The organism is Streptococcus mitis (assembly GCF_000722765.2).
GTDB classification, from domain to species: domain Bacteria; phylum Bacillota; class Bacilli; order Lactobacillales; family Streptococcaceae; genus Streptococcus; species Streptococcus mitis_AQ.
Map to the genome: position 1 here is coordinate 1,333,758 of NZ_CP028415.1, position 15,114 is coordinate 1,348,871.

At 39.5% G+C, this 15,114-nt stretch carries 11 protein-coding genes; 1 reads left to right on the forward strand and 10 read right to left on the reverse strand.

Annotated elements, in window-relative coordinates:
* Window positions 1-44 precede the first annotated feature (44 nt).
* The 7 genes from SK637_RS06915 to SK637_RS06945 all read right to left on the reverse strand — a co-directional run bounded on the left by SK637_RS06915 (window position 45) and on the right by SK637_RS06945 (window position 12,013).
* Window positions 45-3,143, reverse strand: a complete 3,099-nt coding sequence (locus SK637_RS06915; protein WP_033689111.1) for a pilus expression-regulating Snf2 family helicase — start codon at window positions 3,141-3,143, stop codon at window positions 45-47.
* Window positions 3,144-3,588: 445 nt separating this feature from the next.
* Window positions 3,589-4,731 (reverse strand): Abi family protein, encoded by a 1,143-nt coding sequence (locus SK637_RS06920; protein WP_033689112.1) that lies wholly within the window; start codon window positions 4,729-4,731, stop codon window positions 3,589-3,591.
* 291 nt (window positions 4,732-5,022) lie between these two features.
* The gene (locus tag SK637_RS06925; RefSeq protein ID WP_033689113.1) at window positions 5,023-6,189 is read right to left on the reverse strand and encodes a MalY/PatB family protein; all 1,167 of its coding nucleotides are present in this window, start codon (window positions 6,187-6,189) and stop codon (window positions 5,023-5,025) included.
* 7 nt (window positions 6,190-6,196) lie between these two features.
* Complete coding sequence (locus SK637_RS06930; RefSeq protein WP_033689114.1) at window positions 6,197-7,291, reverse strand: cystathionine gamma-synthase; 1,095 nt, start codon at window positions 7,289-7,291, stop codon at window positions 6,197-6,199.
* Window positions 7,292-7,455: 164 nt separating this feature from the next.
* Complete coding sequence (locus SK637_RS06935; RefSeq protein ID WP_033689115.1) at window positions 7,456-7,911, reverse strand: hypothetical protein; 456 nt, start codon at window positions 7,909-7,911, stop codon at window positions 7,456-7,458.
* Between the two features lie 316 nt (window positions 7,912-8,227).
* On the reverse strand, window positions 8,228-10,186 hold the full coding sequence (locus tag SK637_RS06940; protein WP_033689117.1) for a peptide ABC transporter substrate-binding protein: 1,959 nt from the start codon (window positions 10,184-10,186) through the stop codon (window positions 8,228-8,230).
* A gap of 204 nt (window positions 10,187-10,390) precedes the next feature.
* A complete protein-coding gene (locus tag SK637_RS06945; RefSeq protein WP_033689118.1) occupies window positions 10,391-12,013 on the reverse strand; it encodes a putative polysaccharide biosynthesis protein in 1,623 nt (540 codons plus the stop codon).
* 105 nt (window positions 12,014-12,118) lie between these two features.
* Between SK637_RS06945 and SK637_RS06950 the strand changes: the two genes are divergently transcribed.
* Window positions 12,119-13,564 (forward strand): UDP-N-acetylmuramoyl-L-alanyl-D-glutamate--L-lysine ligase, encoded by a 1,446-nt coding sequence (locus SK637_RS06950; protein WP_033689119.1) that lies wholly within the window; start codon window positions 12,119-12,121, stop codon window positions 13,562-13,564.
* A 47-nt stretch (window positions 13,565-13,611) separates the two neighbouring features.
* Here the strand turns inward: SK637_RS06950 and SK637_RS06955 are convergent, their stop codons facing one another.
* The 3 genes from SK637_RS06955 to SK637_RS06965 all read right to left on the reverse strand — a co-directional run bounded on the left by SK637_RS06955 (window position 13,612) and on the right by SK637_RS06965 (window position 15,033).
* Complete coding sequence (locus SK637_RS06955; protein ID WP_033689120.1) at window positions 13,612-13,803, reverse strand: CsbD family protein; 192 nt, start codon at window positions 13,801-13,803, stop codon at window positions 13,612-13,614.
* A 101-nt stretch (window positions 13,804-13,904) separates the two neighbouring features.
* Window positions 13,905-14,555 carry a DUF1803 domain-containing protein gene (locus SK637_RS06960; protein WP_050489880.1) on the reverse strand — a complete coding sequence of 217 codons (651 nt, stop codon included), beginning with the start codon at window positions 14,553-14,555 and terminating at the stop codon, window positions 13,905-13,907.
* The gene (locus SK637_RS06965) at window positions 14,539-15,033 is read right to left on the reverse strand and encodes a YiiX/YebB-like N1pC/P60 family cysteine hydrolase (RefSeq protein WP_033689121.1); all 495 of its coding nucleotides are present in this window, start codon (window positions 15,031-15,033) and stop codon (window positions 14,539-14,541) included. The genes SK637_RS06960 and SK637_RS06965 overlap by 17 nt, the downstream gene beginning before the upstream one ends.
* Window positions 15,034-15,114 lie beyond the last annotated feature (81 nt).

Genomic DNA, 15,114 nt, shown 5'->3' on the forward strand with positions numbered 1-15,114 from the left:
CTATTTCCTTTCAACACTTCATTATAGCGTATTGTCTTGATTTTTCAAGTGCTGGCTTCAGAAATTCCCAAAATTTCTCTAATTTCTGCTAGGGTCAGACTGCCACGTGACTCTGTGCCGTCCAATACTTGTGACACCAGATGTTTCTTCTGTTCTTGGAGTTCCTGAATTTTTTCTTCAATGGTTCCCCTGGTCACTAAGCGATAAACCTCAACCGTTTCTTCCTGACCCATCCGATGGGCACGGCCAATAGCTTGCGCTTCCACCGCAGGATTCCACCAAAGGTCAACCAAGATCACTGTATCAGCACCTGTCAGGTTTAGACCGACACCACCAGCCTTAAGGGAAATCAGAAAGGCATCTCTTTCCCCTTGGTTAAAGGCCTTGGTCATGTCTTGTCTTTCCTTGGCTGGGGTCGAACCGGTAATTTTAAAGGAAGTCAAGCCCAAGTCTGGCAGTTCTTGTTCAATTTTTTCCAACATTCCCTTGAACTGCGAGAAAATCAAGACACGGTGTCCACCGTCTGCCACCTGGACCAGCAGGTCTCGGAGACTATCCAGTTTGCCACTGGCTCCCTGATAATCTTCCATAAAGAGGGCAGGAGTGTCACAGATTTGACGCAAGCGCATCAAACCAGATAAAATTTCCACACGACTTCGCTGAAATTCCTGATCTGAAACTTGAGCTAGACGGTCTCGCATCTGTTGCAACTGGGCTAGGTAAATAGCCTTTTGCTGGTCTTCCAGTTCATTCTTATAAACTACTTCAATCAAGTCTGGCAATTCGGTTAGAACTTCCTCTTTCTTACGCCGCATCACGAAAGGCTTGATAAACTGAGCCACTCGCTCTGCTGGCAATTTCATAAATTCTTTCTTGCTTGGTAAGAGTCCTGGCATGACGATTTGGAAAATAGACCACAGTTCACCCAGATGGTTTTCAATAGGAGTCCCTGACAAGGCAAAGACCGACGGCACCACAAATTGTCTCAAGGTCTGAGCGATCTTAGTCTGGGCATTTTTCATGACCTGAGCCTCATCTAAGAAAAGGAAGTCAAAGGTCATCCCCTGATAAAGATCACTGTCCTGACGGAAGGTAGCATAGCTCGTCACATAGATTTGATGGCTCTCAGCAAGAATCTCTTCACGACTAGCTTTCAAGCCATGAACAACAGCTACATCCAACTGTGGGGCAAATTTCTGAAACTCATCTGCCCAGTTGTAAATCAAACCTGACGGTGCTAAAATCAAAATCCGACTTTCTTTTGTCACTTGACTGGTCAAAAAAGCAATGGTCTGCAGGGTTTTACCAAGTCCCATATCATCAGCCAAAATCCCACCAAAACTATAATGATGGAGCATTTGCAGCCAACCGATTCCCTTCTCCTGATAATCTCGCAAGTCAGCCTTGACATGAGTTACTTGTAAAGGAAAGTCCTCTGGATGCGTCAAATCCTGGGCCAGATTCTGGAATTCTTGTGAAAAAGAAACACGGTCTAGCCCTTCAAAAAGATGAGCTAAACTGTAGGCCAAGGATTTTCGAGCCTGCAAAGCCCCATCTTTTAATTCAAACTGCCCCAATTCCTGTAGATTTTGGCGAATTTTCTTGGTTTCTTCATCGAAAAAGTAGACTTGATTAGACGAATCAATGTAATAATCCTTGTTGGCAACCAAGGCCTGCATGGCTTGGTCAATTTCCTCTTGGGCAATATCTTGAAAATCAAATTGGATTTCCAAGAGACCTCCCTTGGAAGCAATCTGAACTTGAGGGCTTGCCAGGCTATAAATTTCTTCTAACTTGTCTGATAAATCAACATTCCCGAGTTTTTCAAAGGCTGGAATGATTTCATGGAAGAAATGATAAACAGACTCTGCTTTTAAGGCCTGACGCCAAGATTGAAAATCCGCTTCAAATCCAGCTGCCAAACAGACTTGGAAAACTCTTTCTTCTAAGTCTGCATCACTCGAAAATGGTAATTCTTCTAACTCTTGTCGGCTAGATACCTGTCTATTTCCATAATCAAACTGAATTTCTAGACGAATCCGATTATCCTCTTCCCTATCAAAATAAAAAGAGGGCTCAAAAATTTTAATTTGTAAGCGTTCTGGAGCTGAAACAGTCCCCATTTGGCTAAAGAGTATTAGACTAGAAGCCAATTTATCTCGGTCACTGCTATCAAATTGCAGGTATTTCTTTCCATGTCGATCCAAAGGCAGCGCTTTGATTTCCTTGAGAAGACGCATCTGCTGGTCTGTTAGAAAATAAATCTGACCTTTATGGAAAAGTACTGCTCCCTGATAAAAGACATTGACCCTTGGACTCTCACTGATTTCCATTTCAAAATAATCCGAGTATTCTGTTACTGTAAAGGCAAAGAGATTGGCATCAGCATGCATATCCTGAAAAAGCAGAGTCTGGTAGCTATCCACTTGATGGTCAAATTGAAAATGAGGCAAGGCCATCAATAAATTCACACCCTGCTCAAAAAAGGTCAGAGGAAAAAAGAGGTGCCTACCTTGGTTTTGGAAAAAGAGATCTGGAGCCAATCCTTCCTCCGTTAGTCCCCGCAAGAAAGTCAGAAGTTCTTGGCTGGCTTCATCAAAGTCTTCCCAAGACAGAGACTCCTCATAAGTTTTGCCAATCATATAAGGTTTTCTCTTATCGACGACTCTTAAAAAGAGGGGAATATCCCGAATGACGTAGTATTTTTGGCTATTGATTTGCCCGATTCTCAGGGTCCACAAGATATGATTGCTTCCTGCTTCCACCTGACCCACAGCAGATAACTCATAGGCTCGGTCTGATTTTGGAGATAAGATTCGTTCCAAAAATTTTCCACCCAAGGTCACCTTGGTTTCAACGGCCTCTTTTTCTTCATGACCTTCTTCCAGACTCTGCAAGATTTCCTGACCACGCTCATCATTTTTTAGAAAATGCTCCAGAGCTGCCAAATGCACACAGTAGCCCCTCTTTTGGAAAAAATCGCAGGCACAAAAAACCAAATCATCCTCTAAACTATAGCGCAGTTCTTCTTCTGCAACGCGAGCGTAGAGCCGATTGTTCTTTTCCTTGATAATGTCAACCTTACCAGTTTCATAAAGGGCAACGCCTTCGATACGGACTTTCCCCGGAATCAATTTAGCCATATTTTTACCTTTACCTTATCTTTTTATTATACCATATTTTCCCCTATGAAAATAGCCTCCTAGAGATACTTTTCTCATAGAAGGCTAGATTTTTAAAGTCGTAACTTCTCAAAGTAACTTCCATCTCTCTCCCAAAAGTGGAAGTTGGTCTAAGACGAATTTCCACTGATTTCACGCATTTTTCTCATACTAAAAGCTAGGTTGTGGGAAACTGGAAGTTAGTTTTAGAAGTTACCCTCTATACTATACCGGCGGCCGGGGTCGAACCGGCACGTCCTCGCGGACACTGGATTTTGAGTTCTAACTCAATGTTTTTATATCAATTAAAATAGCATGAAATCAGCAATTTTACTATTTAAAAATATCTGATTTTAGCTGAATTTACCAATTATGGTATTTTTGTGGAAATTACTATATAATTCATTCATATTTTTATTAAGTACTTTCAGAACTTTATATAAAATTTTTTCAAAACCAATAACAGTTTATTAAAAACGCCATTATGAATTTTACTTTCATCAATTTGGCTTAAATTCACATTTTTAATTATTAAACAATCCTTCCAGCATTCCGGAAAACCAATTTTAGTTTTTTCTATGATACTGCTAGTCATAAATTTTCTTTCAATTTCGTTAATAAAGGTATCCCACTCATCATGAATGCTTGAATTATGACAAATAAGAATTTGTTTTATTGCCAGCATATAGGCAAATAAGTCTTTATTATCTCCTTGTTTCTTCCCATACATTTTCATCTTCCGCAAAACTGGTGTATAGAATCTTGGAACACCCACATTAAAGTTACGTGCGTATAATCTGCCATAATGTGCACAAACATTCCTAATAAACCATGTGGCAGAAATCCAACTTTTACTTGCAGATATAATATGGTCCTGCATGTTAGCATCATTTTTATAATAATCATTACTAAGAAACAACTCTTCAACCCATAAACTATAAAATTTATCATTCAACTGCTCAATTATTTTAGTTGTTTCTCCAAAAGTCAGCTCAGGTACAACAACCCAAAAAGGAAACTTGCAATCTTTATTACTCACATGGTGACTTATTGGAAGAGATTTAGCTTTTAATTCAAATAATCTCATTCCAATTCTTTCAATAAATTCCTGATAATCATTTTCATTTTTATAAATTGATTTATCTAAATAGCACTCGCCTTTTTGTAAATTCCCTTCATAATTGCTACATAAAGTATGGATAATAGAAGATTTGATTAACAATTCTATTTTACCAGTAAATTTCATCAAATTTTCTCTCAAAAATGAATTGAATTCATAAAGTTCAATACAATCTTGAAAAGAAAAAGTAGTATCTTCTCGTTTCGGTAAACACTTTCTGTATATTGAAAAATCATAATAATTTGTCTGAAAAAGGAACTGTTTAGCGAAAGCCTCATCAGACTCATTAATTATTACTTTAGCACCTGTTTTCTTTACTGGTCTAGCAAGCTTCTTCTTCAACTTATCAAATTCAAGAAATTCTTTCATTGAAGAGTTTTTATCAGGGGCTAGTGCATAATATTTGACAGAAATATTTTTTACCTTAATCTTTTCATCAGTTGTATTCATCATTCACCCTAAAAAAAAAGCCTCACAAAACTATTTGATTGATTAATCAAAGGGAGCCTTGGGAGTTCTTGTACAATTATTATAGCCTAATCCCTATTTTTTGTAAACCCCCTTTCCATACCACCAAATGTAGTAGCTCCAATCTTTTTTAACCAAAAAATTCCATATATGGTGCTATTTTTAGACGCAAGAACACAAGATATAGATAGAGACCTCTAAGGTCTCTATCTATTGTGTTTTATAAGTGAAAATATTTTTTAAAAATATTTAAAAAATAATAAAAACGATTTTTTAAAGTTTGGCAAAAGTCGTCACAATCCGCTGACAAACTTCTTGCAGCAGAGACTTAGGCATGGCTACATTGAGACGGGCATGGAGACTTCCTTCCTCTCCAAAATCCAAACCACGGTTAAGGATAACCTTGGCTTCATTTCTCAACAGCTCTTGCAATGTTTCATCAGTCAGGTCATAGGCTGAAAAATCAAGCCAAATCAAGTAGGTTCCTTGCGGTTTCATGACCTTGATGTTAGTCTCTTTTCCAAATAAATCCACTACATAATTGATGTGGTCTTCAAAGACTTGCTTGAGTTCCTCTAACCAATCCTTCCCATAGCGATAGGCAGCTTCTGTCGCCAAATAACCCAAGCCTGAAATTTCATGCTGATTATTGGCCAACTGGCGTTTCTGGTAAGCCAGTCTCAACTTAGGATTTTCAATAACTGCATATGAATTTTTTGTTCCAGCGATGTTAAAGGTTTTAGTAGCACTAGTCAAGACGATAGCAAATTCTTTAAAGTCAGGATTGATGGTATTGAAGGAATGATGCTTATGACCAAAGAGGACCAAATCTTGGTGAATCTCATCTGAAACCAAGAAAACACCATGTTTTTGACAGAGTTGACCAATCTTCTCCAAGACTTCTTTTTCCCACACACGTCCACCAGGATTGTGAGGGTTGCAAAGAATATAGAGTTTGACATCCTCTTCCACCAAATCCTTTTCAAGTCGGTCAAAGTCAATCTCAAACAGACCATCCTTTTCCACCAAAGAATTGGTAATCAATCTGCGGTTATTCAACTTGACACTGCGTGCAAAGGGTGGATAGACAGGTGTGTTAATCAAAACCGCATCGCCTTCTTTTGTAAAGGATTGAATAGCTGTTGAGATGGCTGGTACCACACCCTCGATAAAGACAAGAGCCTCTTTGTCAAAGTGGTAATCGTGTTGTGTGGCTTCCCACTTTTGAACTTCCTTAATTAACTCTTCACTGGCATAGGTATAGCCATAAACCAGTTGATCAGCGTAAGTCTGCACGGCTTGGCGGATTTCAGGCAAGACTACAAAGTCCATATCCGCTATCCAAGCTGGTAGGACTTCACTATCTGTTTCTGCTTCTTTCCATTTATAGGTATGGTGCCCTAAACGATTGGGCAGGCTTGTAAAATCATATTTTCCCATCTTTGTCTTATCCTTCCAAGGCTTGGCGCAAATCTGCAATCAAATCTCTAGCATCCTCAATCCCAATCGACAAACGCAAGAGGTCATCTGTTAAACCATAAGAATGGCGCACTTCTGCTGGAATATCAGCGTGAGTTTGCGTCGTTGGATAAGTAATGAGACTTTCTACCCCACCCAAACTTTCCGCAAAAGAGAAGACCTTAAGACTGTTCAAAATGTGAGGAATGCGTGTTTCATCGGCTACTTTAAAGGAAATCATGCCTCCACGACCAGTGTAGAGAACTTCCTTAACTGCTGGGGAATCCTTCAAAAAGGCAACCACTTCTTGGGCGTTAGCTGTTGAGCGCTCCATACGAAGAGACAAGGTCTTGAGACCACGAATCAATTGATAACTGTCAAATGGAGACAAGACTGCTCCTGTCGTATTAAGATTGTAAAAGAGCTTCTCGTATAGTTCTAAACTATTGGTCACAACCACTCCAGCCAAGACATCATTGTGGCCTGCCAAATACTTGGTTGCTGAATGAAGAACGATATCTGCTCCCTCTTCAATCGGACGTTGGTAGATAGGGCTGTAGAAGGTATTATCCACAACTACTTTGGCACCCTTAGCATGAGCCAATTTTGCTAGTTTTTCGATATCAAATTCCAACATCAAAGGGTTGGTTGGAGTTTCAATATAGAGAACATCCACGTCCTTCTCCAACTCAGCAGTCAAGTCTTCTTCTGTATTGGCATAGGTAAAATGGAAACGGCCTTCTTGCTCCACTTGGTTGAACCAGCGGAAAGAACCACCATAAAGGTCACGGACAGCCAAGACCTTACTACCTACTGGAAAGACACTAAAGGCCAGTACAATTGCTGACATTCCTGAGCTAGTCGCTAGGGCATAGTCTGCTGACTCAATAGCCGCCAAGACTTCTTCCGCCTTACTACGAGTTGGGTTTTTGGTGCGCGTATAGTCAAATCCAGTAGATTTACCAAACTCTGGATGCTGATAGGTCGTTGAAAAATGAAGCGGTGTCACCAAAGCACCTGTCGCTTTATCTGACTTAATACCCGCCTGGGCCAAAATTGTGTTGATGTGTAATTCCTTGCTCATACAATACCTCCAAATCTATAGTAACTATTGTACCACTTATTTTCATCAACTCATTTTCTTCTTTTCAAGAGCTAGTTATAGTTTCAAACTATAGACTTATCGAGTAAAGCTAAAAAGAATCCAGAAAAGCTTCCAGATTCTTTTGTGACAATGATTGCTAGGCCTTACTTAGATCGAAAGAAATCCTGTTGAGCTAAATAGTCATAATGGTCTTTGTTAAATTGATACTGGCCCACATGCTGACCAATATGACCGACATCCACGGAAAAAATATAGTCTTCATTTTGATAATGCCAATTAAGTCTAACTGTATTCAAGACTGTCTTATAAGTAAAATCTTGAACTTGATTCCAAGGCATCTCCACGACGTGATTAGAATGATTTTCTGTTACATCACTGATGTCCATTAAGTAAATCCCCTTAGGTGTGAATGCCAGAATCTTAGGCTTCACACTCGACTGAACATAGTAGGAACCACCTATAATGAAAAAATCAATAAAGGATTTCAACCATGTCTTTTTCTTGAAAGCCATCAGAAAATTCTTTTGCCCTTCAATGTGGCAAATTGAGAGAAATGATTCAATCTGTTTTTCTGTTGCAAACTCCATAACAGCACCCATGATGATACCTCCATAACGATTAGTAAATAGGCAGATAAGAACTCTTCACATAAAGAAGAACTTATCATTTGTTACGTTTTATCTTACTTTTACAGTAGACGGCATCCCCTCCTATAAAATCATCCTAGCATGTGCATACTTCAGTTAACATTGGGAAGATTTTCGAACGTAGTTTTTCATCACTTTTTATTATATTTATTATATCATAAATTTAAAAAACAATTTAAAAAATGTAAGCACTTTTCTTCCAACTTCGCTATCATTCTATTAAAAAACGACTGTTTCCTTCGAAACCATCGTTTTTCTTGAAAAATCCTTATTTGACATGTTTTGCCAATTCTTCTTGGGCTTTTTTATTAGATTCTTCTTTTTCTTTCAGCCATTTTTCTTTAGCTTTTTCATATTCGTCTTTTGTGACTGTCTTATCTTGTACTTTGAGGTATTTATATGATTCAATACCTTTATTACCAGCTTGTGAGAATGGTTCTGAGAAAGGAACTGTTCTTCTCAATACTGGTGTTCCACCCAGGGAAACGTTTGGAATGGCTAGAGAGCTATCTACCAACCAAGCTTGGATTTCAGCATACTTTTCATAACGTTTTGCAATATCTTGTTCCTTGTTAGCTTCTTCCAGCATTTGAGTATAAACATCCAGCCCAACAGCCTTAGCTTTGTCATTGGCTTCACCTGGCTCTAAACCTAGATTTTGCAGAACACCACCACTATTAGTATTAAAAATATCGAGATAGGTTGAAGGATCTTGGTAATCAGGACCCCAACCACTGTTGTAAAGATCATAATCCTTCTGAGCTGCTGTCTGAGCCAAATAGCTTGTATTGTCATAATCTTCAGTAGTGAGTTGTTGAATATCAATTACAACGTTCTCTGCACCTAAGGCTGCTTCAATAGATTGCTTCATAGAATTTGCCTCTTGAACACCCTTTTTAACAGCTTGGTCAACTGTCATGTCCAAGTGGATTGGGAATTGGACTCCTTTGGCTTGGAGTTCTTTCTTAGCCTCTGCAAATTTGGCTTTGGCTTTTTCAGCATTGTAGTATGGATCTTGGGCATCCGCAAAGTTGATTCCTTGCCATTCCTTACCATAGTTAACCATCTTAGAGGATACTACTTCACCAAAGTCTTTTCCATTGATGGTTACAAAATTAGGAGGAACGACTAGGTTACGCAAAATCTTAGTTGCTCCGTCTTCCCCTTGAGATTGAGCCCCATAGGCTGTACGATCATAGGCAAAGTTAATGGCTTGACGGAAGTTTTTGTTAAGAACTGCTTCCTGAGTCGATTTCTTTTCAGCATCACTTGTCTTGGAAGTGAATTTATAAGATTTTCTATCTAGGTTAAAGTTTAAGAAATAAGAAGTAGGCTCTTGCAATCTATAGATAATATTATCCTTGTTCTTCTCTTTAATTCCTTCAAAACTTGAACTGTTCGGATAGAGACGAGCATAGCTATAGGCCCCCTCGACAAAGTTACGAGCTAGTGCATCTTGGTCACTACCATCATAATAGGCCAATTTCACATCATCTACAAAGACATTTTTAGCATCCCAGTAGTTTGGATTTTTCTTGAATTCGATGACAGATTTTGAAACAAAAGATTTCATCAAGAAAGGTCCATTGTACAAAATACTAGATGGGTCTACCTTCCCAAAATCATCCCCTTTTGATTTCAAGAAATCAGCGTTAACTGGGAAGAGAATGGTTGAAGTTGTTTTTGAGTTCCAATAAGATTCTGGTCGTGTCAAGGTATATTGAACTGTTTGGTCATCAAGAGCCTTAACTCCGACAGTTGAAAAGTCGCTTGTTTTACCAGTGATATAGTCATCCAAACCTGCAACGGATTCTTGCACCAAGTACAAGGCTTCTGATTTTTTATCAGCAGCGTATTTCAACCCAGTGACAAAATCTTGGGCAGTTACTGGAGCATATTCATCTCCATCTGCAGTATACCATTTAGCGTCTTTACGAAGTTTATAGGTATAGGTCAAACCATCTTTAGAAACACTCCAATCCTCCGCCAAGGATGGTATATAGTTCCCATACTGGTCATTTTCCATGAGACCATCTACTAGATTAGTCACAATATCATTAGTCGTTGCACGGTTTTCTGCTAGATAGTTCAAACTAGATGGATCACTAGTATAAACATAGTTATATGCTTTTGACGCTGTGCTAGAATTCCCACACGCGCTTAATAAAATACCTGCGCTTAACACGATACCTGCAAGTGTTGCATACTTGGCCTTAGACTTTTTCATCTCCAGAACCTCCTGATTTAAATATTTGTCTTATTATACAACTCGAGTTTTATTTAGTCAATAGTTTTTTGAGTAAAATTTAAGAAAAATATAATTTCTATCTACAAACTTTAGCTTTTATTCCACAAATTAATTAAAAAGAGAATAATCTAAGCATTTCATGATAGAAATGTTCAAATTATCCCTTTTATTTATAAATATTTTTTAAGTTAACTTTAATTTTGCTCGCAAGCGATCTGCTTGGGCTCTTCCAATTACCTTATCCAACAAACGGGTACGGAGACTCATGATTCCATAAACGCCTCCACCCATGGCACCGACAAGGGCTACATATAGGAAACTCCACAAACGTCCACTTGGTTGGAAGACAAATCCTAAAATCCACTGCAATATCCCAACTACTAGAAACATGAAAAGAGTTAACAAACTGATTAAAATGGTTCGTTTCAAAATCACCTTGCGCTTAACACCAGTTACCTTGCAAATGTCCCGATACATCAAAATATTAGGAATGATTAGACCAATTGTTGTAGAAATCAAAGGCCCGTAACTGTGAAAGAGAGCGATTGTAGGTATTTGCAAGACTAGCTTGGCAATAGAACCATAGATAAAATAGAGAACTGCCTTGCGGTTGCGGAACATGGCTTGAAGCATTGGAGACAAGACCATGTACAAGCCTAAAATAGTAGACTGTAAAACTGCAAAGACAAACAATCCCATAGCCAAACTATCTGGCTTGCCATAGAAGACAGTATAGAGAGGTTCTCCTACCATGACCACTCCAACCGTTGCTGGTAGCAAGAATAGGAAAAGCATAGTGATGCTGTCCTGAACTAGACGAGAAGCCGCCTTCAAGTCCCCCTTAACATAGTTTTCAGTCAAAAGCGGCAAGCCGACGCTCCCAATTGAAACTCCAACAGAAATCAAAATCATAGTGATTTTATTAGGATTGGCTGAGAAATAAGAAAACATGACAACCAAATCTTCATTACTATAGTTGCTAAACCAGCTCATACTATTGATAAAGGTCATCTGGTCCAAAATCTGGAAAAGCTGGATAGCAGACCCTGTAAGGATAAAAGGAATGGCTTCCTTAATGGTGTCGATCAAAAGACGCTTGCTGTTTATCTTGTCTCCTGTTTCAAGAACTCTTTTAAGTAAACCTTCTTTGGCAAGGAAATAGATCAAAACTGCAAAACTAGCTACCATGCCGACAAAGGCAGCAAAGGTGGATTGGGTAACCGCTGCTAGATAATCTCCTGAGCCAATTTTCATAATGATAAAGGTAGCTAAGAGCATCCAGATAACACGAATGACCTGCTCAGCGATTTGGCTCATAGCATAAGGTTTCAGGTTATTCATCCCTTGGAAGAAACCTCGGATCACACTCATAGATGGGAAAATCAATACTGCCCAAGCCAAGCTTTGCATGATTGGGATTAAGTCTTTGCCCACGCCAGATAAGTCTGCTAGCCAAGGAGCAAAGATATACAAGACTAAAGCAAAAACCAAACCTAGTCCTGTCATAAAGCCTAAAAAGCTCCGAATCAGGGCAAAGCTATGCTCTTCTTCTCGCATGGTATTGTACTTGGCCACTTGCTTGGCCACCGCAACTGGAATACCCGCTGTTGAAACCAGCAAGAACCAGGCATAGATATTGTAGCCCATGGTAAAGAGACCATTTGCTGTAGCCGCATAAGACCCCATCCAGATATACCAAGGGATGATATAAATGGCACCGAGTAGACGACTGATAAAGTTACTAGCCGTTAGCCAAGCAGTCCCCCGTAACATCTGGGCCTGCTGGTGATTGTTTTCGTTAGACATAGATTCCTCATTTAATTTTAATCACTAGGAAAAATTCCTCATCTTCCATTATAAACTTTTCCTTGTCACTTGTAAATTTACGACTTTCGGTTTACAATAGAAAGTATGATAAAGATTGAAACCGTATTAGATATTTTAAAGAAAGATAATCTCTTCCGTGAGATTATCGACCAAGGACATTATCACTACAACTACAGCCATGTCGTATTTGACACCATCTGCTATGATAGCCGCAAGGCCAAAGAGAAGAGCCTCTTTTTCGTCAAGGGTGCTGCCTTTAAAAAGGAATTTCTGATTTCTGCCATCTCTCAAGGCCTCGGTTGGTATGTGGCTGAAGAAGACTATGAAGTTGGTATTCCTGCTATCATCGTCAGCGATATCAAGAAAGCCATGAGTTTGGTAGCTATGGAATTTTATGGAAATCCACAGGAAAAACTCAAACTCCTTGCCTTCACTGGAACCAAGGGTAAGACAACAGCAGCCTATTTCGCTTATAACATCTTATCTCAAGGGCATCGACCGGCTATGCTCTCGACTATGAATACAACTTTAGATGGCAAGACTTTCTTTAAGTCTGCATTGACAACTCCTGAGAGCATTGACCTCTTTGACATGATGAATCAAGCTGTGCAAAATGACCGCACCCACCTCATCATGGAGGTCTCCAGTCAAGCCTATCTGGTCAAACGTGTCTATGGTCTAACCTTTGATGTAGGAGTTTTTCTCAATATCAGCCCAGACCATATCGGCCCAATTGAACACCCTAGCTTTGAAGACTACTTCTACCACAAACGTCTCTTGATGAAAAATAGCCGAGCAGTCATCATTAACAGTGACATGGACCACTTTTCTGTCTTAAAAGAACAAGTGGCAGATCAAGACCATGATTTCTACGGTAGTCAGTCGAGCAACCAAATCGAAAGCTCCAAAGCCTTTAGCTTCTCAGCTACAGGTAAACTCGCTGGAGATTATGATATCCAACTCATTGGCCACTTCAACCAAGAAAATGCCGTTGCTGCTGGACTTGCTTGCCTCCGTCTCGGAGCTAGTCTTGAGGACATCAAAAAAGGAATCGCGGTAACCCGAGTTCCTGGTCGTATGGAAGTCCTCACTCAGAAAAACGGAGCCAAGGTTTTCATCGACTACGCTCACAATGGGGATAGTCTAAAAAAACTAATCAATGTTGTAGAAACTCATCAAACTAGAAAGATTGCTCTGGTCTTAGGTTCGACAGGAAATAAGGGAGAAAGTCGTCGCAAAGACTTTGGACTTCTCCTCAATCAACATCCTGAGATTCAAGTCTTTCTGACTGCTGATGACCCCAACTATGAGGACCCAATGGCCATTGCAGATGAAATCAGTAGCTACATCAATCATCCTGTTGAAAAAATTGCGGATCGCCAAGAAGCCATCAAAGCAGCTATGGCTATCACAAATCACGAATTAGATGCTGTCATTATCGCCGGTAAGGGAGCCGATTGCTACCAAATCGTCCAAGGCAAGAAAGAAGCCTATCCAGGAGATGCAGCCGTCGCAGAAAATTATTTATAAGATAGTAAAAAATCAAGGGAAATGAACCCCTTGATTTTTTTCTATTTTTATTTAAAAACGTTTTTCAAACCTTCAACGGCACCTTCTACAGCACCTTTAGCATCTTCAACTACTTCTTTTGCTTTAGCAACTGTCTTTTCTACAGCGCCTTCTGCTTCAGTCTTGCCATCTCCAGTAACTTTACCAAATCCTTCTTTGATAGCGCCTGTTGCTTGTTCCAATTTGTTTTCAAGTGACATATGATTGTCTCCTTTAGTTTTATTCCGATATGTGTCACCGGTTACATATAGTTTATACCGAATACTAAGGAAAGTCAAACAATGTGCTCAGAAACAAGAAATCAGTCCAAGTAGAAAGTTAATCTTTCCTTATCCAAATCGATAGCCAACTCATACTTTCCATCTTCATTTTGGACAATATAACCTAGGACAACTAAACTATCCACAAAGATATCACGGCGTTTCTGCATAAGCTGGTCTTTTTTGAGAAATTTCAACAAAAAAGTCGTCATATATTTGAGAGCATACTCAGGATTAACATCTCCCAAAATAGCATAAAGTTCCTGTTGTTTTTCTGTCAAAGGATACTGATGTTTGACCTTGTAGAAATAATTGGACAGGGTCATTTTTGATCTCGCAAAGTCCGTATTTTCAACTAAAATAGCTGCATTGGTTTGATTGCGTAATTCTGTCTCAAACCTCTGCTCTAACAAGGTTTGATAGACCGGACTAGCTTCGCTGATAAAAATCTCTTGATCCAGTTCAAGACTATCGAGTGATTCAAGCATGGGAAGATTAAGGTAATAACGCTTATTTTCCCGACGAATCAAACCAGCCTTTATATACTCTTCCATGAGTTTATCAACTGCCACATCTGGAAATTGAGCCTTAATTTCTCTCAAAATAACATCCTCATGCTGGTCCAGATAGCGGATCAATTCTCCAAAAAATGGCTGTCTCGTCAAACGAGATGGATTAAAAATCTGAATCATGAAGATTCCTTTCTTTACATTCTAACAGAGGCGATGCTGCCAACTGACTGGGATTGGTCCCAGCTTGGTTCAGAGGAACAGGTAGGCCTAGTTCTCTATAATACTCTCTCCAAAAATCACTAATCTTCTGCTCTCCATCTCCAAATTTCATGGGAATAGTTTCAAAAATGGGGAGAATTTCTGCCATGTACTGGGAACAGTAAAAACCAGCTCCATCTGGATAGAAAGAAGCATTGTAGGGAGCCCCAAGATGTTTGCAAGCTTTTTCCTTCACAGACTGGATATCCATTTCTGGGTAGACATAGAGGTCGTACAAGTGATTGGACTCAAAGAAGTCTGCTGGTTCCTGACAAATAACACCAGCCTGTCCACTAGCGTGGTAAATCATCCCATCCAAATAAATCGCAACATGGTTATAGTTGCCTGTGGAAGTCTGGATGGCCTGTCCTATATCTGACTCATCTCTCACAAAAATCATACTCTTCGAAAATCAAATTCAAACCACGTCAGCGTCGCCTTACCGTACTCAAGTACAGCTTGCGGCTAGCTTCCTAGTTTG

Excerpts from the sequence above, each read along its gene's own strand:
- SK637_RS06915 (WP_033689111.1), bottom strand. The coding sequence starts at position 3,143 with ATGGCTAAATTGATTCCGGGGAAAGTCCGTATCGAAGGCGTTGCCCTT.
- SK637_RS06920 (WP_033689112.1), bottom strand. The coding sequence starts at position 4,731 with ATGAATACAACTGATGAAAAGATTAAGGTAAAAAATATTTCTGTCAAA.
- SK637_RS06925 (WP_033689113.1), bottom strand. The coding sequence starts at position 6,189 with ATGGGAAAATATGATTTTACAAGCCTGCCCAATCGTTTAGGGCACCAT.
- SK637_RS06930 (WP_033689114.1), bottom strand. The coding sequence starts at position 7,291 with ATGAGCAAGGAATTACACATCAACACAATTTTGGCCCAGGCGGGTATT.
- SK637_RS06935 (WP_033689115.1), bottom strand. The coding sequence starts at position 7,911 with ATGGGTGCTGTTATGGAGTTTGCAACAGAAAAACAGATTGAATCATTT.
- SK637_RS06940 (WP_033689117.1), bottom strand. The coding sequence starts at position 10,186 with ATGAAAAAGTCTAAGGCCAAGTATGCAACACTTGCAGGTATCGTGTTA.
- SK637_RS06945 (WP_033689118.1), bottom strand. The coding sequence starts at position 12,013 with ATGTCTAACGAAAACAATCACCAGCAGGCCCAGATGTTACGGGGGACT.
- SK637_RS06950 (WP_033689119.1), top strand. The coding sequence starts at position 12,119 with ATGATAAAGATTGAAACCGTATTAGATATTTTAAAGAAAGATAATCTC.
- SK637_RS06955 (WP_033689120.1), bottom strand. The coding sequence starts at position 13,803 with ATGTCACTTGAAAACAAATTGGAACAAGCAACAGGCGCTATCAAAGAA.
- SK637_RS06960 (WP_050489880.1), bottom strand. The coding sequence starts at position 14,555 with ATGATTCAGATTTTTAATCCATCTCGTTTGACGAGACAGCCATTTTTT.
- SK637_RS06965 (WP_033689121.1), bottom strand. The coding sequence starts at position 15,033 with ATGATTTTTGTGAGAGATGAGTCAGATATAGGACAGGCCATCCAGACT.